A 24,891-nucleotide genomic window follows, 5' to 3' on the forward strand; every position below is an offset into this window, starting at 1 on the left:
TGCCACGCCAGCCCGGAACGGAGGGGATCAGGGGTGGGTGACGGGCTTCCGCGGCCGTTCGGTGACTACCAGGTGGAGATCTACCTCCAGGGCCTGAGCGGTGTCCTGCCGACGCTGCCGATGGTCTTCGACGAGCTGGAGCGGCGGGCGGCGAGCGCGCTGTCACCGTCGGTCTGGTCGTATGTGGCCGGTGGGGCGGGTGACGAGGCGACCCAGCGGGCCAACCACGCGGCCTTCGGCGGCTGGGGACTGGTACCGCGGATGCTGGTCGGCGCGACGGAACGCGACCTGTCGGTGGAACTGTGGGGTCGGCGGTGGCCGGCACCGGTGTTCCTCGCGCCTATCGGCGTCATCGGGTTGTGCGCGCAGAGCGGGCACGGCGACCTCGAGACCGCCCGGGCAGCGGCCAGGGCCGGCGTCCCGATGGTCGCCTCGACGCTGACCGTTGATCCGCTGGAGGAGGTCGCGGCCGAGCTCGGCGAGACACCGGGTTTCTTCCAGCTGTACACGCCCAAGGACCGCGAACTCGCCGAAAGCCTGGTGAGCCGCGCCGAGCGGGCCGGTTTCGCTGGCATCGTCGTCACCCTGGACACCTGGGTCACCGGGTGGCGGCCCCGCGACCTGGCCACGTCGAACTTCCCGCAGCTGCGCGGACACTGCCTGGCGAACTACTACACCGATCCCCGGTTCAGGGCGATGCTCGGCGCCGACCCCGCGTCCGACCCTCAGGCCGCCGTCCTGCAGTGGGTGATGACGTTCGGCCACGCGGTGACCTGGGACGACCTGCGCTGGCTGCGCTCGCTCACCAGGCTCCCGCTGATCCTCAAGGGGATCCAGCACCCGGACGACGCCCGCCGCGCCGCCGACGCGGGCGTCGACGGCATCTACTGCTCGAACCACGGCGGCCGGCAGGCCAACGGCGGCCTGCCCGCCCTCGACTGCCTGCCCGGCGTCGTCGCGGCGGCGGGCGGCCTGCCCGTCCTGTTCGACTCGGGCATCCGCTCCGGCGCCGACGTGGTCAAGGCGCTGGCCCTGGGCGCGTCCGCGGTCGGGATCGGTCGGCCATACGCGTACGGCCTCGCCCTCGGCGGCGTCGAAGGCGTCATCCACGTGCTCCGCTCCATCCTCGCCGAGGCCGACCTGATCATGGCCGTCGACGGCTATCGCGCCCTGGTCGACCTCACTCCGGACGCTCTGCGCCGCGTCAGCGGCTAGGCGGCAGGGTCAGCTGTTGGTCTCGATGTAGTCCGCCGCGTCCTTGCTTTTCGTGTTCACCCCTGCGCCGGCCTGGTGGTCGGCGTAGAACTGCAGCCACCGCATTGCCAGCTGGTGACGCAGTTCCGGGCTGGTGCTCTTGATGAAATCCGGGATCGCCTCGCGTTCCTCCTCGTCCAGGTGTTTGCCGTTCTCGGTCCGGGCCTCACCCACCGCCTCGAACCAGACCTTGCTCCCGGCCCGGTGGGAGCGGGCCTCGGCGACCGCGTCGCGGATCTTGTTGTGGTCATCGATCGCGTCCTCGGTCTCGTCTTCCGGATCACCGGCTTCACCCTTCTTCAGCAGAGTCGGGTAGAACACCGTCTCCTCCGCGTCCGCGTGGGTGTCCAACCGGATCGCCAGCACCTCCCACACCGCCTTCAACTCGGCGTTGCTGGTGGCGTAGTCGAGGTAGAAGAACTGGCGCCGCAACCAATCGTGATCCGCGTAGACCAAATCGACAATGTCAGCCATACAAGATCTCCCTAATTTGTTGATCCACGGTCATCGTTACCACCGGCGATCACCGCCCAAACGCTTTGATGGCCGCCGCCCGATGCGCGGGCGGGCCTGCTGGTCGCCTGCCGGTGCGCATACGGCCGGAGGCCGGTCGAGGCTGGGTGGCCGGTCGAGGCTGGGTGGCGACGCGCTCGCCACCGTTCGTGGCGAACCGGCCCGCCGGGTCCATACCTACGCGCGCGGACGCCGCGCCCAGGCGACGCGCGCCCCGCCACCTCGGCCGGCCCCTGACTGGGGCGGCGGAAAATAGCGTTTCACGGCGCGAGATTTCAGCAATTGAGCGGGATTAGGCGGAGGTCCGCCGGGTAGACCCCTCGGCAGCAGACATCATCAACAGGCGGGAAAGTGAACATGGGTATTATCGCGTGGATCGCGCTCGGTCTGGTCGCCGGAATCATCGCCGAAAAGCTGACCGGTGAGCGGACGAGCTGGGTGGTCGCCGGGGTCGTCGGGATTGTCGGCGCCCTGCTGGGTGGCTGGCTCGCCAAGGTGATTTTCCATGTGCACTCGCTGAACACGTTCTTCAACATCTCCACCTGGATCACCGCGATCGTCGGCGCCGTGGTTCTCCTGCTCATCGTGCGCGCGGTGACCGGCGGCCGGCGTGGAGCCCGGATCTAGCACCACAGGAAGATCGCCGATCCACCTCCGCGCGATGTTCCCGCGCCGTCTCCTCGGGCTCGTCGCCGATGGGGCGGAGATCGGCGGCCGACCCGACCTCGGGCCGGCCGCCGACTTCGCGTTGGTGGGTCGCGGCCCCGACAGGGCCCGACCGTTCCACGCCATCCGTGTGACTCTCGTCGAGAGCAATGCCGCCGCAACGCGGCGGAGCATCCGCAGGGCACCGGTTTCGGCCCGCGGTGAGCAAGGGGAGGACGGAGTGACTCGGCACCGGCAACGTCCACCCGCCCATCCGCGTCCCGTCCTCACCGCCTCGCGGCCCGACAAGTCCGGCCTGAATCGGACGCCATCTCGGACGCGGCTGCGACTCCTCACATGATGACCGAGCGGATCGAGGAGTTCAGGATCGGGCGTGATCCCATGGCCGTCCGGGACATGCGCCACGCCGTGCGCCGAATGTGCTGCAGCGCCGATCTACCCGCCGATACCTGCGATACCGCCATGCTGCTGACCAGTGAGACCGTCACCAACGCGATCGTGCACGCAGGCACGTCCGCGCGCCTGGTCATCCGGGCCTCATCGGGCTGTATCCGCGTCGAGGTCACCGATGACAACAACCGCTCACCCACCACCGCCCCCACCAGGACCGACGCGACGCATGGCCGGGGCATCGGGCTGATAGACACCCTCGCGACCCGCTGGGGCATCCAGCGACACACCCATGGAAAAACCGTGTGGTTCGAGATCGTCCCGGAATCCTCGATCGCGCCGCACCACCTGGTCCTGCCGCCAACCGGCTGACGCGCCGGCCTCGGTGGCGTTGGGCCGGCCAACCGGGGCGGGCCGGCGCGGGGCCGGACGGACGGTTATCCGGTGGGGACGTGCAGGATGAGCAGAGCGGTGTCGTCGGTAGCGTGGCCCTCGGTGAATTCCAGAATGGCGGCTTCCAGGGCGTGCGCGAGGTGCGCGGCGCCCTGGCCGCCGTTGGCGTGCAGGACGTGGCGCAGCCGGGTGTCGCCGAAGAACTCCCGTGTATGTGGGTGGCGTGCCTCGGTCACGCCGTCGGTGTAAAGCAGGAGGCTGTCGCCGGGTCGCAGCGCGAAGCGGGTGTCGGTCAGGTCGGGATCGGGCACGATGCCGAGCGCGGTTCCCGGCTCACCCACGGCGCTGATCCCGCCGTCGGCACGGCGCAGCAGCGGTGGTTCGTGGCCGCCAAGCGCAAGACTCCCGTGGACCGAGCCGTCACCCCGCGGCGGGTGCAGCACCGCGTAGATCGCCGTAAGGAAGCGATGATCGTCGACTCGTTGCGTCGCCAGAGCGTCGTTCAGGTGTGCCAGCACCTGGGCGGGTGACCGTTGCCGGGTCGCGGCGGCCCGGATCGTGTAACGCGCCAACGCCGTCACCTTCGCCGCGTCGAGCCCCTTGCCGCAGACATCGCCCAGCGCGACGCCCCACAACCGGTCGTGATGCGGGAACAGGTCATAGAAGTCGCCGACCACCTCGGTGCCGCTCGCCGTGGCCGGGAGGTACCGGGCAGCGATCTCGACGCCGGGCACGGCCGGCAGCATCGGCGGCAGGAGGCTGTCCTGCAAGGTGCGGGCCAACGCCACGGCCTGCGTCGCGCTGCGCTGGGCACGACTCGCGGTCTCTCGAAGCTCCACCTCGCTGGAGGCGGCCTTCGCCAGACCGGAGATCGTCAGAATGTCCCGGTCACTCCACTGCCGGCTGCGGCGGTCCACCGCGCACAGCGTGCCCAGGATCAACCCGTCGGGCGAGCGGACGGGAAACCCGATCCAGGCGCCGATGCCCATCGACGCCACCGACGGGTTGTCCCTGGTCCGAGGATCGACCGCCGCGTCCGTCACGATCAACTCGGCGCCCGAATCGATGACGTACTGGCAGAAGCTCTCACTGACCGCGTTCTGCCGCTCGGCCGGGTCGGTCACATCGACACCGATACAACTCTTCCAGAACGAACGACGATCATCGACGAGCGTGACGAACGCCCACGGCGTCCCCAGCAGCGCCGCCGCCAAGCCAGAAAGGTTGTCGAACGGCGCTTCCGCCGGCGTGTCCAGCAAGCCCGTGGCCCGCACCGCCGCAAGCCGGCGCGGGTCGAACACGGCACGTGGCAACGGAGCGCGGTTCTCCAGGGTCAGAACGTCAATGGCGGCCATTTTAGGGCAGCGCCCGCTTCGCGCGGCGCGCAAAGCGGCCGAACTCCCCCGCGGCCGCTTACGGTCCACGGCGTCGGCGAGGTTCGCAGTCTGGACGGGACCGTCACCCGCCTCCGCCGGTCCTCGCCCTCCGCCTCACGCCGACCGGTCTGAGCCGGCCCGTCTCAGAGGCCACGTCGCTGCCCCCGCCGCGCTTCCGGCAAGGTCGTGCGCACCGTACGCCGGGCCGACACCCGCGCCGGCCGCTGCCCAATCGGGTTCGACCGGGCGCACGGCGAGATCGACCCGTTGATCGCGCGGGCCTCGGAACCTACGCAGCAGGTACCGGTGGGCCGGCTTTTCCACGGTGTGGTGCAGGAACGCGCCAAGTGCGATGGAGAAGGAAAAACCCGCGAGTATGGCGAGAGCCGCCGCGGGCGCGCTGGCCGTGTCGAACCAGCCGAGTTCGGTGACGACCGCGAGTGCGCCGGGGTGGATGAGATAGAAGGCGTAGGAGACCACGCCGAAATAGACGAGAGGGCGGGCACTCGCGATGGGTACTCGGCGGCCGTCCGCCTCCCGGGTGGCGACCAGGAAGATGATTGCCGCGAACGACGGCAGGGTGAGGGTGTCGATGAGCCCCGAGTGGTCACCATAGCGGTACCCGAGCATGATCGGGACCGCTAGCCAGGCGGTCGCGAGGACGGCGAGCGTCCGGCGCTGTCCCGCTGTGCCGCGCACGCCGTCCTGCGCCAGAAGGCCCAGCACGATACCGAGGACAAACTCGCCGACCCGCACCGCCGGGTTGGCGTAGAGGGCGAGGTCGAGGCGGGAATCCACCACGCCGGCCAGGCAGGCCACGGCCGCCGTCGGCAGGACGACGAGGAGGGCCGCGCGGATCCGGGCCGCGTTGGTCCGGGCCACGAGCCGCTGGTAGACGAGTGGGAAGACGAGGTAGAAGAACGCCTCACAGGACAGCGACCACAGCACTGCGCCGCCCCAGCCGAAGTAGATGGACTGGGTGGGAATCCAGGCCTGAACGAGCAAAAGACTCGGAAGAATGGCGGCGGGTTTCGATCCGAAATCGCCGATCATCCCAAACCGCCAGGCGACGACGAGCCACAACACGATCGCGACGAGGTACAGCGGGTAGATCCTGGCGAACCGACGCCAGTAGAACTGGGCACGTGTCCCCGGACGGGCAGACCAGGTGAGCACGAATCCCGAGAGCATGAAGAAGAACATGACACCGACGTATCCGATGTTGCCGAGTGGCACCATGGGAATTGCTTCCTCGACATCCGCGTCGATGTGGCGGACAAACACGAGGGTGGCGGCGGCGCCTCGGAGACCGGTCAGCGACGGCAGGTCGCGGCGAGCCTGAGATCGCGGGGTAGCTCTGGGTCTGGACGCGGCCCGGTGGCGGCCGGACGATGGCGACATCCTCTCGGTCACCGTGCCCTTCTCGATTGTCGGGAGACATGCAGGGGCGGTCGGCGCCGGTGCGGAGGAGGACCGTGCCAGTCACACGGGCGGGCTGGTGTCATGCGCGGCGCACAGCCGGATGCCACCGTGAACACCGAGGCAGACACCAGCCGCGGCGCCGGATCAGGTCGTGACGGCACAACCCGACGCGACCGAGGCAGCGGACCACCAGGAGCTCGCGCCTCCGGCTCGCCCCAGTCCTGCCCTTCGATTCACGACCGCCCGGTCCGGGATCTTGCTGGCCGCCATGGACCAACCCTACCCATACGTTAATGTCAGGTTCGCCTGGACTGGCGCAATGCTACTACAGCCGAGTAGATGATTACTCGGCGTGAGAGTCCTCGGTCACAAGGGACACGCAGTAGCCGGACGCCGCATATGTCGGGCGGCCCGGGGTGTGACGTCAGCCCGCGGTCGGGAGGGCGGAAGGCAGCCCGCTCGGGGCGCCCATCCGCCGACGGGACCCTGTCGAGAGGGTGCCCGGGGTGCGCCTCCCCGAGTGCGCGGCGACCCATCTGTTGACAAACCCGATCGGGTTGGTCGACTATCGGAATCGTGTCGACGACTGATTACAGCGGAGGGCTGACCTCGCGCCGTTGCGTCGACTTCAAGCGCATCTGTAGCGCTCTGTGTTCGAGCTGACGACCAGGCGCATCTCGACGCCCTGACCCCTGGGGCAGCTGGCCGCGTGCCACCCCGCCGCGTGCCCACTTCTCGCTGGCCGCCGTCTCACTGGCGCCGTCTCACTGGCGCCTTGTCGCGTGCCCACGCTGTGGCACATCCACGCCACCCAGTTTTCTTGTCGGCCTTCGGCTCCCGGCGGCCGCAGCCTGGCTGCGGCTTGTGTTCGCCGAGCAGATGAATGCCCACAGCGGGATCGGCTACCTCATGATCCATGCACCGACGTTCTTGCGGTCGGACGTGATCGTGCTCTGTCTCCCTGTACGGAGTCTCACACCCCCGCCCACCTCGCTAGGAGATCCGTCCATGACCGTCACCACTGAGGCAGCGGCCGTCGCCGGCGCCATCCCGACCGTGTCCTCGCCGCCCGACGTGCCGTTCGAGGTCGTCCCGCTCTCGGGCAACCTTGGTGCCGAGATCCTCGGCCTCGACCTGCGCACCCTCGACGACGGCGTGACCGCGGCGGTCCGTGCCGCCTGGCTTCATTACAAGGTGGTCTTCTTCCCTGGCCAGAACCTGACGCCGCGGGAGCACCTCGCCTTCGCCCGTCGCTTCGGCGAGCCGACGGAGGGTCACCCGGTCATCCCCGGTCTGGCCGACCAGCCCGAGGTGTTCCAGATCGACTACACCCAGGTCAGGGAGCTGGCGGCGGTCTACGGCAATGTCAGCGACGTGTCACGCGGACTGGACTGGCATACCGACGTGACCTTCGTGAAGCGCCCACCGCTCGGCTCGATCCTCCGTGCGGTCGAGGTGCCCCGGGCCGGGGGCGACACGCTGTTCTCCAACCAGGAGGCCGCGTTCGACGATCTCAGCCCGGCGCTTCAGGGGTTTCTGAGCACGCTGACCGCCGTCCACGACGGCGAGGACCAGTTCAAGGCCGTCCTCGACCTGCTCGGCGAAGGCCGTTGGGAGGGCAAGACCTTCACCAAGCTCGAGGCGGTCGAGCACCCGGTCGTCCGCACGCACCCGGAGACCGGAAAGCGGTCGCTGTTCGTGAACCCGGGCTTCACCTCCCACATCAAGGAGCTGCAGCGCGCCGAGAGCGACGCGCTGCTCGCGTTCCTCTACCAGCACTCGGTACGCCCCGAGTTCACGGTGCGCTACCACTGGCAGCCGGGGACCATCGGCTTCTGGGACAACCGCGCGACCCAGCACGCCGTCGTCGGCGACTTCGGTGACGCGCACCGCGTGATCCAGCGCGTCACCCTGCGAGGCGACGAACCCCGCTGAAGTTGCTGGTGGCGCCGGCGCTGGCGGCGGTGCTGGCGGCGGTGCTGGCGAGCTGGCGGCGGGCCCGGAGGTTGAGCCAATCGCCGGCGAGGATCGGGGCGAAGCGGGCCGGGTTGTCGGCGGTGACGCAGGTGGGGACGGGCTCGATCAGGGTGCCGGGGTAGGCGTCGACGAAGTAGGCGACGCTGCGGCGCGCGGCCGGTCCCGTGGCGTTCGCCGGCGGAGGCAGCACCCGGTGCAGGGTGGAGGTCCAGCGGTCGTTGGTCCACATCGCGAGCAGGTCACCGATGTTCGCCACCAGCTGCCCCGGTCCGGGGTTCACATCGCGCCATTCGTCGCCTTGCCGGATCTGGAGGCCGGGCACGCCGTCGGTCCACAGCAGGGTGAGCACGCCGAAGTCGGTGTGCTCACCGCGACGGAGCTGGCCGGGCAGCGGGTCCCCGGCGTCGGCGGGGCGGGTGTAGAAGTTGGCCCGGGTCGACAGCGGCGCGTCGAGGCACAGGTCGACGAGCCAGCGTTCGCCCATGCCGAGCGCGAGGCCCATCGCGCCGAGCACCGCGCCGGCGAGCCGCGCCATCGCGGTCTCGTAGGCGCGGTACGCCCACTCCCAGCCGGCCGGGCGGGGCGGCCACGCGTTCGCCGGGTACCAGGCTCGGTAGTGATCGAACGGCGCGCGGTCGGCGTCGGACCGGCTGAAGCTCATCGCCTCGAACAGGTCCGGCGGGGTCCGGTTGTCCTCGGCGTAGGCCGACGCCTCCTCGCCGAAGGCGGTGTAGCCGATGTTGTTGCCGTCGGGGACCTTGCGCGCGACGCAGGCGAGTTTCTCCGCCACGGGCAGCGCGAAGAACTCGTCGCAGCGCGTCACGAACGCGCCCATGATCGCGTCCGGCACGCCGTGGCCCTCCAGCAGCAGGAACCCGGTCTCGCGGCAGGCCCGGTCGACGGCCGCGGCGACCGCCTCGCGCCCGGCCGCCTCGCCGGACCACCATCCGCTCAGGTCCACCGGCGCGTCATGCACCGAGCTCTCAGACATTCAGCGCGGCCGTGACGGTGTGGTAGCCGAGCTCCTTGCGGGAGATGTGCTCGCCCGCGACGACCGGGCTGTAGTCGGGCCTGCCCGCGGCGACGGGGAGGGCGGGGGCGACGAGGGCGTCGGGGTTGGGCTGCTGGAAGTAGGCGACCGAGTAGCGGCCGACGCTCGGGTCCTCGCCCTTGACGACGCGGTGCGGGGTGGCCGGCAACAGGCCGCCCGTCCAGCGCTCCAGCATGTCGCCGATGTTGATGACCAGCGATCCGGGGATGAACGGCACCTGCCACCAGCGGCTGTCGGCGAACACCTCCAGCCCGCCCGGCTCGCTGGGCCGGTAGAGGAGGGTGAGCGCCCCGTGGTCGGTGTGCGGGCGGTTGCGCAGCATCGGGCTGTCGGCGAGGCCCCCGACGCGGGGCGGGTAGTGGTTGGCGGCGAGGTTGTTGAAGTGGCGGTCGAACTTGTCGGCGAACCAGTCGCGCGGCAGGCCGACGCCCAGGGCGACGAGCTCGAGGAGCCGGTCACCGAGCGCGGTCATCGCCCGGTAGTAGTCCTCCCACACCGGCCGCAGCGACGCGGGGCGCTCGGGCCACAGGTTCGGCCAGCGCCACAGCTTGGCCTGCGGGCTGCCCACCGGGTAGTCACCCACCGGCTCCAGTTGGTTGATCAGTAGCGACTCCATCAGGTTCGGCGCGCGCGCCGGTCCCGACTGGTCAGGTACCGGCTCGTAACCCCGGATCACCTCGGGCGCGGGGAAACCGACCCGCATCTTCTCGTCCAGCGGCAGCGCGAAGAAGTCCGCCGACTCAGCGCAGAACCGCTCGAACAGGCCGAGGTCGACCTCATGGCCGGTGATGACCGCGAAGCCGGTGTGCCGGAAGGATTCGACGAGGCCCTGGGCGCCCGCGGCCCCCCCCGCCGAGCCCGCCGGCGCGCCGATCGCGGCGCTGACGTCGACGACCGTCACCGTCGCGACGCCGGCGCTGGCGTCGCCGTCGGTCGAGCGATCCTCGATGAAGATCGCCGACGGCGACGACGGCGACGGCAGGTCGGCGGCCTCGACATCGTTCATGTGCACGCTCCTTCGCGTCGTGGCCGCCCGACCGGGCCGCCGCCTGGCTCCGGCCCGCCTCCCGGGAGAGCGGGAGGCGGGCCGGGATCGAGAGATGGCGTCAGGACTTGGCGAGGCCGATCTTGCTGAAGTCGACCTCGAAGGCGCCGATGTTGTGCGCCTCCGGAATCCCGGAGATCCACTTCTGGGCAAGGATCCAGTCGTTGTTGTTCGACAGGTGCAGATAGCAGCCGTTCTGGCTGTAGGTCTGCGCCGCCTGGACGTAGGTGTTGACGTCCCCGGTGGCGACCGCCTTGTCGAGCAGCTCGTTCACCTCGGGCAGCTCGCACTGCAGGAAGTCGATGCCGCCGGCGTTGTCCCAGAAGACGTGACCCCACATGTAGGGGTCACCGCCGTCGGGGCCGTTGGAGGCGTCGACGAAGCTGTCCGGGCCCTTGGTCGGGTCCTCGGACCAGGTGAACACCTGGTCGGTGGTGTAGCCCTGGACCTTCGCGTCCAGCCCGTCCGCCGTCAGCGCCGCGGCGATGATGTTGGCCATCTTCTGGCCGTTCGGCTGGTTGGTCTGGAAACCGACGACGAGGCTCTTGTCGGCGGCCGTCTTGGCGTAGGCCTGCATCACCGACGGGTCGTAGCTGATGTTCTGCTTGTCGGCGCCGCCGGGAATCATGCCGCGGGCGTAGACCGTCGTCGCCGGCGAGGCGAACTTCTCGCCGAGCACCTGCGAGACCAGCTGCTCCCGGTTGATCGCCTGCAGGTAGGCCATGCGGGCGTCGCGGGTGGCGAAGAAGTCCTTGTTCGGGTTGGTGGTGATCTGCGCGGCCGCCAGCTGCGGCAGGAAGTAGTTGTCGACGTTCTTGTCCGCGTACCGCGGGATCGCCGACGACGGGAGCGCGTTCACGACCAGGTGGACGTCACCCTTGTCGAACGCCAGCTGCAGCGCCGAGGCGTCGGTGTAGACGGGCAGCCGGATCGTCTTGAACGGGGACGTCCCGCCCCAGTACTTCGCGTACTGCGTGAGCACGTACAGCTGACCCACGTTCGCGGTGGTCAGCTCGTAGGGGCCTGCGCCCAGGTCGTGGGTCTTGAGGTAGGTCTGCGCCTGGTCGCTGCCCGCGTGCTCGGTCAGGCCCGTCGGCGAGAGCATCTTCGGGCCGAACGGCGAGGCCAGGTAGTTCAGGAAGGCCGCGTTCGGCTGCTTGAGGTGCACGACCGCGGTGAGGTCGTCCGGCGTGTCGACCGACGACACGATCGCGGCGAGGTAGGCGGGGCCGCCCTCGAGCGACGCCTGCCGGGCGATCGACGGCATGACCGCGGCCGAGGTGAACGAGGTGCCGTCGTGGAACGTCACGCCGGAGCGCAGGTGGAACGTGTACGTCAGCTTGTCGTCGCTGACCTCCCACGACGTCGCCAGCTGCGGGGCGATCTTGACCTGGTCGGTGTTGTTCTCGTACGTGACCAGACCGTCGTAGACGTTCTTCATGATGGCGATGCCGTTGCCGGCGTAGAAGATCGCCGGGTCGGGCGGCATGCCGATGTCGCCGAGCAGGCCGACGGTCAGCGTGCCATCGGTCGGCGGCGCGCTGACCGCGTCGCCGTCCCCTCCCGAGCCGCCGCCTCCGCAGGCGGCGAGGGTGGCCGCGAGCACGGCCGCGGCGGCCCCCAGGGCGGCGGCTCTGGCCGAGCGCCGTCCGAATGTTCGAGTCATGCGTCCAGTCCAATCAACGAGCGGGCGAAAGCGACGTGTGGGTGACGTGCGGGCAATGCGGCGGGTCACGGTCCGCGGGTCACAGGACGAGAGGTCACAGAACGAGGGGGCAGGACATGGGGTCACGAGGCGGGACGGTCACAGCGCGAGGCGCGGGTCGGCGACGGTCTGCAGGACGTCGACCAGCGCGTTCGCGACGATGTAGATGGCGCCGAGCAGCAACGTCACGCCGGCGATCGCCGGGAAGTCGGCGCTCGCGATGCTGTCGGACAGGTACGAGCCGATCCCGGGCCAGCTGAAGATCTTCTCGACGACGACGACGCCGGCGAACATCGCGCCGAGCTGCAGGCCGGACATCGACAGCGCCGGGCCGAGCGCGTTGCGGACCACGTGCCGGCCGAGAACTCCGGCCTCGGTGACGCCCTTGGCACGGGCGGTGCGGACGTGGTCGGCGCGCAGCGTCGTCTCGATGCTGGACCGCAGGATCCGGCCGATGGCGATCGCCGGCGCGATCGCCAGGGTCAGCGCCGGCAGCAGCAGATGGCGCAGCGCAGCGCCGAACTGGCCGGGGTCGGCGTGCAGCAGGCTGTCGAGCAGCATGAAGCCGGTCGGCGTCGACGTGTCCGCGCCCCGGCCGGCCGCGGGCAGCCAGCCGAGCTCGGAGTAGAACAGCACGATCCCGAGCAGGCCGACCAGGAACGCCGGCGCGGACGCGAACACCAGCAGCACTCCGCGCAGCGGGCCCGTGCCGCGGACGCGCAGCGCGCCGGAGAACGCGTACCCGGCACCGAGCAGCGCCGCCAGCACGAAGGCGGCGAACACCAGCTCCAGCGTCGCTGGGAAGAAATGCCAGAGATCGCCCGCCACGCCGCGGCGGGTGCGCAGCGACGTGCCCAGGTCGCCCTGGACGGCGTGGCCGACGTAGCGGAAGTACTGCTCGAGCAGCGGCCGGTCCAGGCCCAGCCGGTGGCGGACCTGCGCGATCTGGTCCGGTGAGGCCTTCGCGCCCAGGTAGGCGGCCGCCGGATCGGAGTCCGACAGGTGCGACAGCACGAACAGCACCAGCAGCAGGATCAGCAGCAGCCCGACGGCGACGCCGCCGCGGCGCAGCGCGAACTTGGTCATGACCGGCCTCCGAGCAGCCGGCGCAGCGCGTCGCCGCTGAGGTTGGCGATCAGCGTCAGGGCCAGCACCGCCAGCCCGGGGATGATCGGCACCCATCTCTGGCCGAGCAGCTGGTCGAGGTTGCCGGCCGTGTCGGCGCCGAGCTCGGCCGCCGGCTGCTGCTGGCCGAGGCCGACGAACGACAGGCCGGCGAGCAGCAGGATGACGTTGCCGATGTCCAGGCTCGCGCTCACCACGGCGCTCGGCACGACGCCGGGCAGCAGGTGGCGCAGCAGCAGCCGCAGCGGGCCGACCCCGGCGAGCCGCGCCGCCTCGACGTGCGGCCGCGCCGCCAGCGCCCGCGTCTCGCCGCGCACGATCCGGGCGTAGTACGGCCACCAGACGATCGAGATCCCGACCAGCGTGTGGGCCAGGCTCGGCCCGAGCGCGGACACGATCGCGATCGCGACCAGCGTGCCCGGCATGGCCAGGAACAGGTCGGTGCCGCGCATCAGCACGCTGTCGACCCAGCCGCCGAACGCGCCGGCGACCAGCCCCACCGTCCCGCCGACGGCCAGGCCGACGAGGACGACGAGGAGCGCGGACAGCCAGCTCGCCCTGATCCCGAACAGCACCCGGCTCTCCAGGTCGCGGCCGATCGAGTCGGTGCCGAGCAGGTGGTGCGGCGACAGCGGCCCGAGCGCCAGGTCGCCGACGGGGGCGATCGGGTCGTAGGGCGCGAGGACGGGGGCGAGCAGCGCGACCAGGGTGACCAGGCCGAGCAGCCCGACCAGCCCCCAGTCGGCCCAGCGGGACCGAGACTGCCACAGCCGGCCGGCGCCGAGACCGAACCGGCCGCCGAACCGGGCGGGGACGGCGGCGACCGTGCTCATGCGCGCTCCCCGGCGTCGAGACGGAAACGGGCGCTCTCACCCGACGGCGCGCCCGCCGGGGTGAGGCGTGGGACCGCGGCGAGCAGCGCCCGGGTGCGCTCGTGCGACGGAGTGGTGAGCACGGTGTCGGTGTCACCGATCTCGACGATCTCGCCGCCCGCGACGACGGCGATCCGCTCCCCCATCAGCCGGGCGACCGCCAGGTCGTGGGTGACGAACACGACCGCCATCCCGAACCGGGCGCGCAGGCCGCGGATGAGGTCGAGCACGCTGGCCGCGAGCGACGCGTCGAGCGCGCTCGTCGGCTCGTCGCACAGCAGGACGGCGGGCGGGACGAGCACCGCGCGGGCCAGGCAGATCCGCTGGCGCTGGCCGCCCGACAGCTCGGCCGGCCTCGCCCCCAGCACCGCCGGCGGCAGGCCGAGCAGGTCCATCGTCTCGGCGATCCGGGCAGCCGTCCCCGCCCGGCCGAGTCGCAGCGGCCGCAGCCGCTCGCGCAGCAGGCTGCCGACGGTGAGCCAGGGCGTCAGCGACGAGCCGGCATCCTGGAAGACCATCTGCGCCTCGCCGCGCAGCACGGCGCGCCCGTCGCTCGGCTGGGTGAGCCCGGCGATGACCCGCAGCAGCGTCGACTTGCCGGACCCGCTCTCCCCCACGATCGCCAGCGCCTCGCCCGCGGCGACGTCGAGGTCGACGCCGCGCACCGCGTGCACCACGTGCTTCGGCCCGCGGCCGCCGCGCGTGGTGAACCGGCAGTGCAGGCCGCGGATCTCGACGACCGGCGGCCCAGCGGGCGCCGACACCGCCGTCGTCGGCCCCGCCGCCACGGCGACGGCTGGGACGGCCGGGACGGCCTCGGCCCGCGGGGCCGGAACGGTGGTGGCCGGGGCCGGGGCCGCCGCGACGTCGGACGCGGGGCGCCAGCAGGCCCGCCAGTGGCCGGGACGGTGCTCCTGCGCCGGCGGCTGCTCGACGGCGCAGCGATCGACGGCCAGCGGGCAGCGGGTGTGGTACGCGCAGCCGACGAGCCGCGCGGCGACGTCACCCGGCTCCGGTGGCAGGGTTCGCAGCGCGCCGGAGCGCGGGGTGTCCAGGTCGAGGCGGGAGCCGAGCAGGCCCGCGGTGTACGGATGGACGGCGTCGGCGAGCACGTCGCGGGTCGGCCCCGCCTCGGCGACGCGGCCCTGGTAGAGCACCACGATCCGGTCGGTGATCTGGGCCGCGACCGCGAGGTCGTGCGTGATGAACAGGACGGCGCAGCCGAACTCGTCGCGCAGTTCGGCGAGAAGCGCGAGCAGCTGCGCCTGGACGGTCACGTCCAGCGCCGTGGTCGGCTCGTCGGCGATGACGAGCGCCGGCCGCCCGGTGAGCGCGATCGCGGCCATCACCCGCTGGCGCAGCCCGCCCGACAGCTCGTGCGGGAACGCCCGCAGTCGCCTCACCGGCTCGGGGACGCCGACCGCGGTGAGCAGCCGGACGGCCTCGCCGGCGTCGCCGGTGACCTCGGTGATCTGCCGGCCGACCCGCATCGTCGGGTTCAGCGACGTCATCGGGTCCTGGAAGATCACACCGAGGTGCTCGCGGCGCAGCCGGCGCCGCTGCGCGGGCGTGCCACGCACCGGGTCGGTGCCGGCGACCTCGACCTCGCCGCCGACGCGCGGCCGGGCCGCGGCCGGCAGCAGGCCCATCAGGGTCAGCGCCAGCACGCTCTTGCCCGAGCCGGACTCGCCGACCAGCCCGACGATCTCCCCGGGTGCGATGTCGAGGTCGACGCCGCGCAGCACCGGGGACGTCACCCCGCCCCGGGTGAGCGCGACCGTCAGCCCGCGCCCCCGCGCCACCGGCCGACCCGCCGAGGGCTCCGTCGAGGGCTCCGTCGCCGACGCCGCCGCGACCTTCGTCGGGGCCGCCCGCCTGGCCGTCACCTCAGCCATCGCCGCCACCCAGATCGTCGATGCCGCCGAGGCCGCCGAGGCCGTCACCGAGACCGAGGCCGAGGTTGAGGCCGCCGACGGTGGTGGGCCCCGCCGGCGGGGGCGCCAGGGCGGCGAACGCGTCGTGGATCTCGCCGGGCCGCGCGAACCAGGCCCGGTCACGCCGGGACGCCAGGTGCTCGAGCGCCCGGGTGACCTGGCGCAGCCGGAACGGCGCGCCGGAGACGAACGAGTGCAGGACGACGCTCATCACCAGCGGCTGGCCCTCGGACGCGGCCAGCAGTTCGTCGAACTCGTCGACGATCATGTCGGCGAACGTGGCCGCGTCGACCTGACGGCCGATCATGGTGGTGCTGTCGTTGAGCTCCAGCGCGTACGGGATCGCGAGCAGCGGCCCGGCGGCCGCGCGCAGCCAGACCGGGCGGTCGTCGGCCCGCAGGTCCAGCAGGTACCGGTACCCGGTGGCGGCGAGCAGGTCGACGGTGTCCGCGGTGTGGGTGAGCCACGGGCTCGACCAGCCGCCGGGGCGGACGCCCTCCTCCTTCTCGATGCGGCTCGCGACCGCCTCGAGGTAGTCGCGTTCCTGGCCGGGCGGCAGGTCGGCGAGCGAGTCGGAGTTCGACACCCCGTGCCCCACCAGCTCGGCGCCGGCCGCGCGGGCCGCGTCGGTCACGGCCGGGGCGGCGTCGTAGACGCCGGTGTTGAGCAGCAGGGTCGGCGGGATGCCGTGCGCGCGCAGCCGGTCGAGCAGGCGGAACACACCGACCCGGTTGCCGTAGTCGCGCCAGGCCTCGTTGACCAGGTCGGGCTGGGGCACGCCGGGCAGCAGGTCCTCGACGTGGCCGTCGCCCGGCCGGTAGTCCTCGACGCCGACCGCGACGTAGACGGCGAGGCCGTGCCCGCCGGGCCAGCGACCGGGCGACGGCGAGGTGATCGGGTCGTAGGGGTAGCGGCGCGCCCCGCGAGGTCCAGGGTGTCCGGTCACAGGCCGCCTGCCCATCTCGTCATGCCGACGTCGACGCCGGCCGCCTGGCGGACCATCCGCTGGTAGGTGGGGTAGAGCCGGCCCGCGCCCGCCCGGTGGGCGAGCAGGGCGGGGCGCTGCGCGGCGAACAGCTCCCTGGCCTCGGCCAGCAGCGCGGCCTCGTCGACGCTGGTCACCGTCCCGTGCTCGGCGACGACGACGCCGTCGACCATGGTCAGCGCGACGCCGCCGCCGGACTCGCAGTAGACGAGCTGGCCGGCGAGGTCGCCCAGCGGGGTGAACGCCGGCGAGTGCAGGTCGAGCAGCGTGAGGTCGGCGAGGCAGCCGGGCGCGACGCGGCCGAGCTCGCCGGAGCGCAGCATCGCCGCCGCGCCGCCGGCCCACAGCGCGTCGAGCACCTCGGCGGGCCGCGGCCAGCGCTCGCTGTCCAGGCCGGTGATGTTGTGGATCAGGCCGGTGGTCTTGACGACGTTCCACATGTCGGCCGCGTCGTTGCAGATCGCCTCGTCGACGCCGAGGGCGACCGGGATGGCGCGGTCGAGCATCGCCCGCAGCGGCATCACGCCGCTGCCCAGGCGCAGGTTGCTCACCGGGTTGTGGACGACGACCGCGCCGGCGGCGGCGATGGCGTCGAGATCGGCGTCGTCGGTCCACACGGCGTGGATGACGTTGGTCCGCTCGGTCAGCAGGCCGAGGCCGGCGGTGTACTGGACGAGCGAGCGGCCGGCGAAGCGCGGCTGGGCGGCGGCGAGCACCCGCTGCGCCTTGGTCTCCAGCATGTGGGCGTACAGCGGGACGTGGTGGCGGGCGCTCAGCTCGTCGAGCGCCTCGAAGTACTCGACGCTCACCCGCTGCGGCGCGGAGATCGACACGGCCGCCGTCAGCCGGCCGTCGGCGGCGCCGTGCCAGGTGTCGAACAGGTAGGCGTAGAGCTCCAGCAGCTCGTCGCGCGAGCGGGGGCCGGGGGCCAGGACGTCGTCGCGCAGGCCGGCGGGCGCGAGGTCGGCGAGGAACGGGAGCTTGTCGGCCTCGGGCAGCTCCGGCTGGTCGAGGGCGACGGCGGCGCGGATGCCGCAGTCGGCGTAGGCCGAGGCGACCGCGTCGATGATCTCCGGGTCGGGCCAGGGCATGAAGAACGCGTCGTCCTGGACGGACGTGGTGCCGGTGCGCAGCATCTCCAGCGCGGCCAGCATGGTGCGCAGGTAGGCAGCGCGGGGGCTGGGGCGGGGCGCGTCGGCCGGCGTCTCGAAGAGCATGAACAGCTCGAGCGGCATGCTCGGCAGGTCGCCCTTGAGGTGGTTGGCCGGCGAGTGGAAGTGCGCGTTGACCAGGCCGGGGACCAGCAGGTGATGCCCGCGCCCTTCGACGACCCGGTCGGCGCCGTGGGGACCCTCGGTGTCGGCGGCGGTGCCGACGGCCGTGCCGACGGCGGTGATCCGGTTGCCGATGACGTGGACGTCAGTCGGGCCTACGGCGTGCCCGGGGGCGCCGGCCTGATAGACGAGGACGTCGCGAAACAGGGTGGAGGTCACGCGGGCACCGGCCCGAGCCGCGACGGCGGCGCGTAGGTGGCGGCCCGCGAGGTCGACAGGTTCTGGGCGAGCAGGCCCTCGGCCATCGTCACGGCCGCGGCCACCCCCTCGACCACCGGGACGTTCAGCAGCTCCGTCAGCGGCCCGACCAGGTCCGCGAGCCCCGCGCAGCCGAGCACGATCGCCTCGGCCGCGTCCGCGTCGAGCGCCGCCCTGGCCTCGGCGGCGACCGCGCCCAGCAGGTGCAGGGAGCCGTCGTGGACCTCGGCCACCGGTTCCTCGATGGCCCGCACCGTCGCCCGGTGGGCGAGGCCGGTGTCGCGCAGCACCCGGTGGGACTGCTCCCGGGTGCGCGGCGGCAGCGTGACGACGCTGAAGCGGGCCGCGATCAGGGCGGCGGTGAACAGCGCCGCCTCGGTCATGCCGACGACCGGGCCGCGGGCCGTCTCCTTCGCGGCGGCGAGCCCGGTGTCACCGAAGCAGGCGACCACGTAGCCGTCGACGCCGGCGGCCTCCCCCGCGCGCACCTGGTCGAGAACGGCGAGCGCGCCGTAGACCTCGTCGGTGTTGCTCTCGACCGAGTCGACACCGTGGGCCGCCGTCGAACCGACCAGCCGGGTAGCCGGGGCGGCGGCCGATCGGGCGCCCGCCAGCACGGCACGCGTCATCGACGCGGTCGTGTTCGGGTTGACGATCATGATCGTCCGGGGAGCCGTCACGCCACAAACGGTATACAGCTTGCCGTTTCGGCCAGGAAAAATGTGCGCTAAGTTCCCGTACTACCAGCATCAACTCCCAAAAGATCATAAAAACGGTATTCAATCTGGCCTGACACGGCCGATCCGGCGCGCCAGTCAGCAGCGGCCGGCCGCGAGGTCGCGAAGCGGACGACGACCGGCGCGCCGGAAATGGGACGATGAAGCCACCGGGCTGTCGGGACGGCCGGGAGGGACTGGAGGGTCGATGGCCACGCCGATCGCGTCAACGCGGGACCCGAAGGTCTTCGCGGAGTCGCTGTCCCGGCGGATCTACGACGAGCTGCGCGAGGGCATCATCCGCGGCCGCTACCCCCAGGGCAGCCGGCTCGCCGAGCAGCGGCTGGCCGAGGAGCTGCGCGTCTCCCGGGTGCCGCTACGCGAGGCGGTGCCGCTGCTCGCCGTCGACGGCTTCGTGCGGACGCTCCCGCGCCGCGGCGCGGTCGTCACGACGTGGACGCTCGACATGGCCCACGAGCTGTTCGACCTGCGGCTGTGCATGGAGGTCGGCGCCGCCCGGTTCGCCGCGCGCCAGGTCGCGCTCGGCCAGTCCGTCGAACCGCTGCGGGCCGCGCTCGAACGCTGCCGGGACGGGGTCCGCACCGGCGACCCCTACCGGATCTCGGGCGACAGCACCGAGTTCCACGAGGTGGTCGTCGCCCTCACCGGCAACTCGCTGATGCGCTCGGTGATGCGCTCGGTCACCGGCCGGATGATGTGGCTGTTCTACCTGACCTCCGAGCTCAACCCTGATGACGCGCTGGACGGCCACGAGGAGCTGCTGCGCGCGGTCGAGTCGGGCAACGAGCGGGTCGCGGAGAGCATCGCCTACGCACACATCGAGCGCGACCGCGACGAGTCCATGCGCGTCCTCGTGGAACAACGCGGCGTCCCCGTCGAGCAGGGCGACGTTCCCGACCTCCGCGCCCCTTAGCGGCGGACCGCCGGGCGGGCGAGGCGGGTGAGGATCTCGGCCTTGGCGCGCAGCTCGGCGTACTCGGCGGCCGGCACCGAGCTCCAGGTGATGCCACCGCCGGCACCGTAGGTCGCGAGGCCGGCGGCCCGGTCGACGAGCGCGGTGCGGATGGGGACACTGAAGCGAGCCTCGAAGGAGGCGGCGCCCGGTGGCGCGACCATGCCGATCGCCCCGCAGTAGACCCCCCGGGGGCCGTCCTCCAGCTCGCGGATCAGTTCCATCGTCCGCGCCTTGGGCGCACCGGTGACCGAGCCGCAGGGGAACAGCGCCCGGAACACGTCGACGAGCCCGGCCTCGGGGCGCAGCGCCGCGGCGACGCCCGAGGTCAGCTGGTGCACGGTCTCGTAGCGCTCCGCGCGGCACAGCGACGTCACCCGGACGCTCCCGGTGGTCGCGACCCGGGCGAGGTCGTTGCGCACCAGGTCGACGATCATGATGTTCTCGGCTCGTTCCTTCTCGCTGGCGCGTAACGCGGCCACGATCGCGGCGTCCTGGGCGGGAGTCTCCCCGCGGCGCGCGGTGCCCTTCATCGGCCGCATCCGCACGGCGCGCCCGCTGGTCTCGAAGAACAGCTCCGGGCTCGCGCTCGCGACGGCGAAGCGGCCAAGGTCGAGGTAGGCGTTGTAGGAGCCGCGCTGGCCAAGCGCCAGGTCGGCGTACAGGGACCGCTCGTCGCCCTCGGTCTCGGCGGTCAGCCGGGTGGTCAGGTTGCACTGGTAGGTCTCGCCGGCGGCGATCTCGCGACGCACGGCCTCGACCCGCGCGGTGTGCTCGTCCTCGTCCCAGGCCGCGGCCCATTCGCCCACCCGGTAGGCGCCGAGATCGCTCGCGCGCACCGGCGGAACGAGCCTGGGCGGCGGGGAGACCCCGAACCAGGCCAGCGGCAGGCCAGGCACAGGCGCGTCGACCGCGAGCGCCGGGTCGAGCCCCGCCGCCGCCTCGTAGGCGACGAAGCCGTAGGCCCACCAGCCGTCGGCGGCGGCGGCCTCGACGTCGGCCAGCAGTCCGGTGACGTCGCCGGGCCTCGCCGCCTCCAGGGTGAAGGCCGTCCGCGGGAACTCCCAGGCCACCCCGGCACTCAGATCGTCGAACCTCGCGTAAACGGGCGCCATCGTCTCCTCCCTGTCCAGCATCCCCCCATGGCGACGGGACGTGGCCCGTCCACCGACGAGGCTGCCGACGGACGGCGGCGGCGGACCCCATGGGCCGACCGCCGCCGAGACGGTCTACGAGGCCCGGCGGGCGGACAGCGCGGCGCGCAGCATCGGGATCTGCAGCGGCATCCGGGCCCAGGCCAGCGCGGCCAACGCGACGGCCCGCGGCTGGCCGTCGTCCTCGCGGGCCCGGCTGGTGGCGTCCAGCGCCATCTGCAGGTTGCCCGGCCACACGCCCAGGAGCACCGCGGCACTCGCCGGGCCCGCCCAGGACGCCTTCGTCAGCAGCCCCACCGCGCAGACCAGCTCGGCGACGCCGCTGACGTAGACGATCTCACGAGGGCGCGGCAGCGCCCGCGGTATCAGAGGCTCGAAGAAGGAGGGGCGCACCAGGTGCACCGCTCCACTGACCAGGAACGCCCCGGCCACCAACGAGGGGCTCGGCCGGGTGAACCGCTCGGCATTCATGCGGATATCGAACCACCGCGAGCCGCCACACGCGCTCGGCCGGTGAGCCGCGACCTTCTAGGCCGCGGGTGCGGGGACGCGGTCGAGGAAGCCGATCACGGAGCGGATGCGGCCGTCGGGGTCGAGGGTGAGCACGTCGAAGCCGGCGACCGGCGCGGAGCCGTCGGCGCCGACCAGCTCCCAGCCGAAGCGGGCGACGTCGTGGTGGCCGTCGACGGTGCCGGACAACCGGAACCGGTGTCCCGGGAACTGCGCCTGGACGGCGCCGATGAGGCCGAAGATCTCCCGGTGGCCGGTGACGCTAGCCAGCGGGTCGGTGTAAGCGCCGTCGTCAGCCCACGCCACGGCGACAGCCGCCGCGGTTCCCGACGGCTCGGTCGCGTTCCAGGCGGCGAGGTATCGCTCGACGGCTGTCTCGTGCGCACTCATGGCGGTCTCCCCACTGCTTCCAGGAAATGCCACCGGAAATCTCCCGGGTTCCTGGCCGGACGTTCCGGCACGGCAACCATCTCCCGGTTCGGGAAACGGGTCGATTACCACCCGGGTAATGGCCAGGGCCGGGGCAGGACGCGTGGCGGCCGGGTGGGCTCGCCGCCGAATCACCCGGCTCGGCGGACATCCGGGATGGGGTCGCCGGGCGTCGTCACGCGCAGGGCGGGCGTGGCCGCCGGGCGCCCTCGCCGGGCGTCGTCGCCGCGCGTGGCCGCCGGGCGTCGTCGCCGCGCGTCGTCGCCGCGCGTCGTCGCCGGCGCGGGCGGTTGGCCGCGATCGGATCGCGTGTGACCTCGCCGACCGCGGATGGTTGCCCACCAGGATCGCGCGCACACGGAGCATCACCACCGGGCTGGCGCGCCGTCACCCGCCGAGAACATGCGGCGATATTGGACGGTTCCCCGTCTCCCGAAGGTGCCGTCAGACCTGCATAAAGCCCGGTTGGTCGCCAGATTGATACCGATGCCTCCCGGTGCGCCGGGAGAAGGCGGTACTCTGCCGCTTCACACCTTGCCTTCCGAGGTGTTCGGGGCTACGCACGAAACGAGGGCACCACCGTGTTCCAAATCATCTGGATCGTGATCGCCGGTCTGGTCATCGGCGTTCTGGCGCGCGCGGTGCTGCGCGGGCGGCAGCACCTGCCGGTGTGGCTGACCATCGTCGCCGGCATCATCGGCGCGCTGATCGGCAACGTCATCGCCAGCGCGATCAACGTCCGGGACACCGGCGGCGTCGACTGGGTCCGTCACATTCTCCAGATCGCCGTGGCCGCCGTCGCGATCGTCATCCTGCAGCCCATCTGGAGGTCCCGCTCCAGCCGCAGGTAGCCGCGAACCGTTGACCGCCATGGCGGCGTCCTCCCCAGGGGAGGACGCCGCTTTCGCGTCTACGGCCGCGGACGGGCGCCGCCCATGTCCGCGGAGGCCGGCGGAGGCCGCCAGCGGCCGGGCCTACGCGTCCGCCCAGTCGGGGCTGTCGATGCCGTGGACGGGCGACTCGAGGCCGCGGTCGGGCCAGGCGACGATCCCGTCGCCGGTGACGAACCGGCAGACGCAGCCCGCTATCCGCCAACCGTCGGCGGTCCGGACCAGCTCGTCGCGGTAGAAGGTATGGCGCAGCGCGCCGCTGTGCCGGTTGACGAACAAGGCGTTGCGGACGGTGCGTATCCGGTCTGGCCCGTCGGCCTCGATGACCGGCGGCCCGGCCATGTGCAGGCCGCGCTGGGTCCCCTTGAACAGCCGGCGCAGGTCGTCGTGGCCACGGTACGTACGCCCGTCCACGTCGTAGACGGCGTCCGGGGTGAACAGAGCCACCCAGCCCTCGACGTCGACGATGTCGAGCAGCACGCAGTAGCGCGCGAGCAGGCCGGTGATGGCCAGTTGGTCCGCCGCTAACGGCTCCTCAGGAGAGTCGGCCACATTCGCTCCCGTCCACGAGGTGTGGCCGGCGCACCGACACTCCACCCGACACCCGAACCGACACCCGACCCGCCCGGCACTCGACCAACTTGTGAGCTGCGTCACGTCAGTGTAGACCGTCTGGCGCACCCCCGCCCCGCCTTTCCACGCCGAAGTCTCAGGCGGGTGGCCGACCTGGGCCGTCGCGGCCGACCTACCGCCGGCCGCCGAGCGGGGCGGCGGGGGTGAAGCGGACGGGCATGGACTCGATGCCGGAGACGAAGTTGGCGGCACGGCGAGGCAGCGGGGCGGGTGCGGCGAGCTCCAGATCGGGCAGCCGGGCCAGCAGGCGGGTGAACATGGTCGTCAGCTCGTGGCGGGCCAGCTGGTTGCCGAGACAGAAGTGCGTGCCGAAACCGAACGCCAGATGGTCGTTGGACGCGCGGGTGACGTCGAAGCGCTCGGGATCCTCGAAGATCCTCTCGTCGAAGTTGGCCGACTCGTAGAGCAGCAGCATCTGCTGGCCGGCCTTGAGCTCGGCGCCGTACCAGGCCTCGTCGGCGACGACGGTGCGGCACATGTTCTTCACCGGCGAGACCCAGCGCAGCATCTCCTCGACCGCGGCCGGGATCCGCTCGGGTTCGGCGGCGAGCAGGTCCCGCTGGTCGGGATGCAGCAGCAGGGCCTCCATCCCGCCGGACAGCACGTGACGGGTGGTCTCGTCACCGCCAATGAGGATCAGCAGCGACTCGCCGTACACCTCCTGGTCGGCGAGCCGGTCGCCGTCGATCTCGGCGTGCACGAGGACGCTGACGAGGTCGTCCGTCGGCTCGGCCTTACGCTGCTCGACGACGCGGGTGATGTGCTCGGTCCAGCCGGCGAACGCCTCTCCCGAGCGGGCGAGCTGCTCGGCGGACACGTGGGCGTCGAGCGCGCTCAGCATGTCGTCGGACCAGCGCAGCAGCGTCGCCCGGTCCTCGGGGGCGACGCCGAGCATGTCGCCGATCACGATCATCGGCAGCGGGGCGGCGAGGTCACGGACGAAGTCGCACTCCCCCGCCTCGCAGACCTGGTCGATCAGCAGGTCGCAGACTCCGGTGAGGTACTCGTGCCGCGAGCCGACCCGGCGCGGGGTGAAGCCCTTGTTCCCCAGCTTGCGGCGCTTGGTGTGCTCCGGGTCGTCCATGTCGATCATGTGGGGGATGGCGCCGGTGCGCGGCCGGGAGCCGCCGGCGCTGGAGAAACGGCGCGGGTTCCGCTCGGCCTCCAGCACGGCCGCGTAGCTGGCCACGCCCCACAGGCCGCTGTGCTCGTCGAAGAAGACCGGCTCGTTGGCCCGCAGCCAGGCGTATACGGCATGCGGGTCGCCGTGGTCGCCGGCGTAGAAATGGCCGTCGAGCAGGTTGAGGTCGGGCCGCACGGCCGGAGCTGTCATCGGGCGCCCTTCG

Annotated in this window: 23 protein-coding genes; 6 read left to right on the forward strand and 17 right to left on the reverse strand. The window is 72.0% G+C overall.

What is annotated here, in order from left to right; genetic code table 11:
* Positions 1 to 33: 33 nt before the first annotated feature.
* Complete coding sequence (locus FRCN3DRAFT_RS0235915; protein ID WP_007514251.1) at positions 34 to 1,215, forward strand: lactate 2-monooxygenase; 1,182 nt, start codon at positions 34 to 36, stop codon at positions 1,213 to 1,215.
* Positions 1,216 to 1,224: 9 nt separating this feature from the next.
* On the opposite strand, the gene FRCN3DRAFT_RS0235920 is transcribed toward FRCN3DRAFT_RS0235915, so the two are convergent.
* On the reverse strand, positions 1,225 to 1,728 hold the full coding sequence (locus FRCN3DRAFT_RS0235920; protein ID WP_007514252.1) for a hemerythrin domain-containing protein: 504 nt from the start codon (positions 1,726 to 1,728) through the stop codon (positions 1,225 to 1,227).
* 396 nt (positions 1,729 to 2,124) lie between these two features.
* Between FRCN3DRAFT_RS0235920 and FRCN3DRAFT_RS0235925 the strand changes: the two genes are divergently transcribed.
* A complete protein-coding gene (locus FRCN3DRAFT_RS0235925) occupies positions 2,125 to 2,394 on the forward strand; it encodes a GlsB/YeaQ/YmgE family stress response membrane protein (protein ID WP_007514253.1) in 270 nt (89 codons plus the stop codon).
* Between the two features lie 378 nt (positions 2,395 to 2,772).
* Positions 2,773 to 3,195: an ATP-binding protein gene (locus FRCN3DRAFT_RS47900; RefSeq protein ID WP_232794353.1), complete on the forward strand. Its 423-nt coding sequence runs from the start codon at positions 2,773 to 2,775 to the stop codon at positions 3,193 to 3,195.
* A 65-nt stretch (positions 3,196 to 3,260) separates the two neighbouring features.
* Here the strand turns inward: FRCN3DRAFT_RS47900 and FRCN3DRAFT_RS0235935 are convergent, their stop codons facing one another.
* Both FRCN3DRAFT_RS0235935 and FRCN3DRAFT_RS47905 read right to left on the reverse strand, forming a co-directional pair.
* Complete coding sequence (locus FRCN3DRAFT_RS0235935; protein WP_007514255.1) at positions 3,261 to 4,571, reverse strand: PP2C family protein-serine/threonine phosphatase; 1,311 nt, start codon at positions 4,569 to 4,571, stop codon at positions 3,261 to 3,263.
* A 135-nt stretch (positions 4,572 to 4,706) separates the two neighbouring features.
* Positions 4,707 to 5,993 carry an acyltransferase family protein gene (locus FRCN3DRAFT_RS47905; RefSeq protein WP_083401514.1) on the reverse strand — a complete coding sequence of 429 codons (1,287 nt, stop codon included), beginning with the start codon at positions 5,991 to 5,993 and terminating at the stop codon, positions 4,707 to 4,709.
* 1,029 nt (positions 5,994 to 7,022) lie between these two features.
* Here FRCN3DRAFT_RS47905 and FRCN3DRAFT_RS0235945 point away from each other — a divergent pair.
* Entirely contained in the window at positions 7,023 to 7,949 is a 927-nt protein-coding gene (locus tag FRCN3DRAFT_RS0235945; protein WP_007514257.1) for a TauD/TfdA dioxygenase family protein, read from the forward strand.
* Here the strand turns inward: FRCN3DRAFT_RS0235945 and FRCN3DRAFT_RS0235950 are convergent.
* From FRCN3DRAFT_RS0235950 to FRCN3DRAFT_RS0235990, 9 genes are all read right to left on the reverse strand, one after another.
* A complete protein-coding gene (locus tag FRCN3DRAFT_RS0235950) occupies positions 7,921 to 8,952 on the reverse strand; it encodes an isopenicillin N synthase family dioxygenase (protein WP_232794354.1) in 1,032 nt (343 codons plus the stop codon). The two genes, FRCN3DRAFT_RS0235945 and FRCN3DRAFT_RS0235950, sit on opposite strands and share 29 nt — an antisense overlap.
* Positions 8,953 to 8,974: 22 nt before the next feature.
* Positions 8,975 to 10,048, reverse strand: a complete 1,074-nt coding sequence (locus FRCN3DRAFT_RS0235955) for an isopenicillin N synthase family dioxygenase (RefSeq protein WP_007514259.1) — start codon at positions 10,046 to 10,048, stop codon at positions 8,975 to 8,977.
* A 100-nt stretch (positions 10,049 to 10,148) separates the two neighbouring features.
* Positions 10,149 to 11,753, reverse strand: a complete 1,605-nt coding sequence (locus FRCN3DRAFT_RS0235960) for an ABC transporter substrate-binding protein (RefSeq protein ID WP_007514260.1) — start codon at positions 11,751 to 11,753, stop codon at positions 10,149 to 10,151.
* A gap of 138 nt (positions 11,754 to 11,891) precedes the next feature.
* The gene (locus FRCN3DRAFT_RS0235965) at positions 11,892 to 12,878 is read right to left on the reverse strand and encodes an ABC transporter permease (RefSeq protein ID WP_007514261.1); all 987 of its coding nucleotides are present in this window, start codon (positions 12,876 to 12,878) and stop codon (positions 11,892 to 11,894) included.
* On the reverse strand, positions 12,875 to 13,750 hold the full coding sequence (locus FRCN3DRAFT_RS0235970) for an ABC transporter permease (RefSeq protein WP_007514262.1): 876 nt from the start codon (positions 13,748 to 13,750) through the stop codon (positions 12,875 to 12,877). The genes FRCN3DRAFT_RS0235965 and FRCN3DRAFT_RS0235970 overlap by 4 nt, the downstream gene beginning before the upstream one ends.
* Positions 13,747 to 15,684, reverse strand: coding sequence for an oligopeptide/dipeptide ABC transporter ATP-binding protein (locus FRCN3DRAFT_RS47910; RefSeq protein WP_007514263.1), 1,938 nt, complete (start codon positions 15,682 to 15,684; stop codon positions 13,747 to 13,749). Before FRCN3DRAFT_RS47910 ends, FRCN3DRAFT_RS0235970 begins: the two co-directional genes overlap by 4 nt.
* A complete protein-coding gene (locus FRCN3DRAFT_RS0235980) occupies positions 15,677 to 16,669 on the reverse strand; it encodes a polysaccharide deacetylase family protein (RefSeq protein WP_007514264.1) in 993 nt (330 codons plus the stop codon). The genes FRCN3DRAFT_RS47910 and FRCN3DRAFT_RS0235980 overlap by 8 nt, the downstream gene beginning before the upstream one ends.
* Entirely contained in the window at positions 16,666 to 18,201 is a 1,536-nt protein-coding gene (locus tag FRCN3DRAFT_RS0235985) for an amidohydrolase family protein (protein WP_007514265.1), read from the reverse strand. The genes FRCN3DRAFT_RS0235980 and FRCN3DRAFT_RS0235985 overlap by 4 nt, the downstream gene beginning before the upstream one ends.
* On the reverse strand, positions 18,198 to 18,920 hold the full coding sequence (locus FRCN3DRAFT_RS0235990; protein WP_232794355.1) for an aspartate/glutamate racemase family protein: 723 nt from the start codon (positions 18,918 to 18,920) through the stop codon (positions 18,198 to 18,200). Before FRCN3DRAFT_RS0235990 ends, FRCN3DRAFT_RS0235985 begins: the two co-directional genes overlap by 4 nt.
* Before the next feature lie 244 nt (positions 18,921 to 19,164).
* Between FRCN3DRAFT_RS0235990 and FRCN3DRAFT_RS0235995 the strand changes: the two genes are divergently transcribed.
* Positions 19,165 to 19,890 (forward strand): GntR family transcriptional regulator, encoded by a 726-nt coding sequence (locus FRCN3DRAFT_RS0235995; protein ID WP_007514268.1) that lies wholly within the window; start codon positions 19,165 to 19,167, stop codon positions 19,888 to 19,890.
* Here FRCN3DRAFT_RS0235995 and pabB read toward each other — a convergent pair.
* From pabB to FRCN3DRAFT_RS0236010, 3 genes are all read right to left on the reverse strand, one after another.
* Positions 19,887 to 21,044: an aminodeoxychorismate synthase component I gene (gene pabB, locus FRCN3DRAFT_RS0236000; protein ID WP_007514269.1), complete on the reverse strand. Its 1,158-nt coding sequence runs from the start codon at positions 21,042 to 21,044 to the stop codon at positions 19,887 to 19,889. The two genes, FRCN3DRAFT_RS0235995 and pabB, sit on opposite strands and share 4 nt — an antisense overlap.
* Before the next feature lie 114 nt (positions 21,045 to 21,158).
* Positions 21,159 to 21,554, reverse strand: a complete 396-nt coding sequence (locus FRCN3DRAFT_RS0236005) for a DoxX family protein (RefSeq protein WP_007514271.1) — start codon at positions 21,552 to 21,554, stop codon at positions 21,159 to 21,161.
* 57 nt (positions 21,555 to 21,611) lie between these two features.
* The gene (locus FRCN3DRAFT_RS0236010) at positions 21,612 to 21,983 is read right to left on the reverse strand and encodes a nuclear transport factor 2 family protein (RefSeq protein ID WP_007514272.1); all 372 of its coding nucleotides are present in this window, start codon (positions 21,981 to 21,983) and stop codon (positions 21,612 to 21,614) included.
* 620 nt (positions 21,984 to 22,603) lie between these two features.
* Between FRCN3DRAFT_RS0236010 and FRCN3DRAFT_RS0236015 the strand changes: the two genes are divergently transcribed.
* Positions 22,604 to 22,873, forward strand: a complete 270-nt coding sequence (locus FRCN3DRAFT_RS0236015) for a GlsB/YeaQ/YmgE family stress response membrane protein (RefSeq protein ID WP_007514273.1) — start codon at positions 22,604 to 22,606, stop codon at positions 22,871 to 22,873.
* A gap of 123 nt (positions 22,874 to 22,996) precedes the next feature.
* Here the strand turns inward: FRCN3DRAFT_RS0236015 and FRCN3DRAFT_RS0236020 are convergent, their stop codons facing one another.
* Together FRCN3DRAFT_RS0236020 and FRCN3DRAFT_RS0236025 are read right to left on the reverse strand one after the other, a co-directional pair.
* Positions 22,997 to 23,464, reverse strand: coding sequence for a nuclear transport factor 2 family protein (locus FRCN3DRAFT_RS0236020; RefSeq protein WP_007514274.1), 468 nt, complete (start codon positions 23,462 to 23,464; stop codon positions 22,997 to 22,999).
* 193 nt (positions 23,465 to 23,657) lie between these two features.
* The gene (locus FRCN3DRAFT_RS0236025; RefSeq protein WP_007514275.1) at positions 23,658 to 24,878 is read right to left on the reverse strand and encodes a cytochrome P450; all 1,221 of its coding nucleotides are present in this window, start codon (positions 24,876 to 24,878) and stop codon (positions 23,658 to 23,660) included.
* Positions 24,879 to 24,891: the final 13 nt, after the last annotated feature.

It is taken from the genome of Pseudofrankia saprophytica (genome assembly GCF_000235425.2).
In the GTDB taxonomy this organism is placed as follows: domain Bacteria; phylum Actinomycetota; class Actinomycetes; order Frankiales; family Frankiaceae; genus Pseudofrankia; species Pseudofrankia saprophytica.

Bases quoted from the DNA above. Each gene is read 5' to 3' on its own strand.
- FRCN3DRAFT_RS0236025 (WP_007514275.1), bottom strand. From the start codon at position 24,878: ATGACAGCTCCGGCCGTGCGGCCCGACCTCAACCTGCTCGACGGCCAT.
- FRCN3DRAFT_RS0235955 (WP_007514259.1), bottom strand. From the start codon at position 10,048: ATGAACGATGTCGAGGCCGCCGACCTGCCGTCGCCGTCGTCGCCGTCG.
- FRCN3DRAFT_RS47905 (WP_083401514.1), bottom strand. From the start codon at position 5,993: ATGTCGCCATCGTCCGGCCGCCACCGGGCCGCGTCCAGACCCAGAGCT.
- FRCN3DRAFT_RS0235970 (WP_007514262.1), bottom strand. From the start codon at position 13,750: ATGAGCACGGTCGCCGCCGTCCCCGCCCGGTTCGGCGGCCGGTTCGGT.
- FRCN3DRAFT_RS47910 (WP_007514263.1), bottom strand. From the start codon at position 15,684: ATGGCTGAGGTGACGGCCAGGCGGGCGGCCCCGACGAAGGTCGCGGCG.
- pabB (WP_007514269.1), bottom strand. From the start codon at position 21,044: ATGGCGCCCGTTTACGCGAGGTTCGACGATCTGAGTGCCGGGGTGGCC.
- FRCN3DRAFT_RS0236010 (WP_007514272.1), bottom strand. From the start codon at position 21,983: ATGAGTGCGCACGAGACAGCCGTCGAGCGATACCTCGCCGCCTGGAAC.
- FRCN3DRAFT_RS47900 (WP_232794353.1), top strand. From the start codon at position 2,773: ATGACCGAGCGGATCGAGGAGTTCAGGATCGGGCGTGATCCCATGGCC.
- FRCN3DRAFT_RS0235925 (WP_007514253.1), top strand. From the start codon at position 2,125: ATGGGTATTATCGCGTGGATCGCGCTCGGTCTGGTCGCCGGAATCATC.
- FRCN3DRAFT_RS0235945 (WP_007514257.1), top strand. From the start codon at position 7,023: ATGACCGTCACCACTGAGGCAGCGGCCGTCGCCGGCGCCATCCCGACC.
- FRCN3DRAFT_RS0235920 (WP_007514252.1), bottom strand. From the start codon at position 1,728: ATGGCTGACATTGTCGATTTGGTCTACGCGGATCACGATTGGTTGCGG.
- FRCN3DRAFT_RS0235960 (WP_007514260.1), bottom strand. From the start codon at position 11,753: ATGACTCGAACATTCGGACGGCGCTCGGCCAGAGCCGCCGCCCTGGGG.
- FRCN3DRAFT_RS0235935 (WP_007514255.1), bottom strand. From the start codon at position 4,571: ATGGCCGCCATTGACGTTCTGACCCTGGAGAACCGCGCTCCGTTGCCA.
- FRCN3DRAFT_RS0235995 (WP_007514268.1), top strand. From the start codon at position 19,165: ATGGCCACGCCGATCGCGTCAACGCGGGACCCGAAGGTCTTCGCGGAG.
- FRCN3DRAFT_RS0235965 (WP_007514261.1), bottom strand. From the start codon at position 12,878: ATGACCAAGTTCGCGCTGCGCCGCGGCGGCGTCGCCGTCGGGCTGCTG.
- FRCN3DRAFT_RS0236005 (WP_007514271.1), bottom strand. From the start codon at position 21,554: ATGAATGCCGAGCGGTTCACCCGGCCGAGCCCCTCGTTGGTGGCCGGG.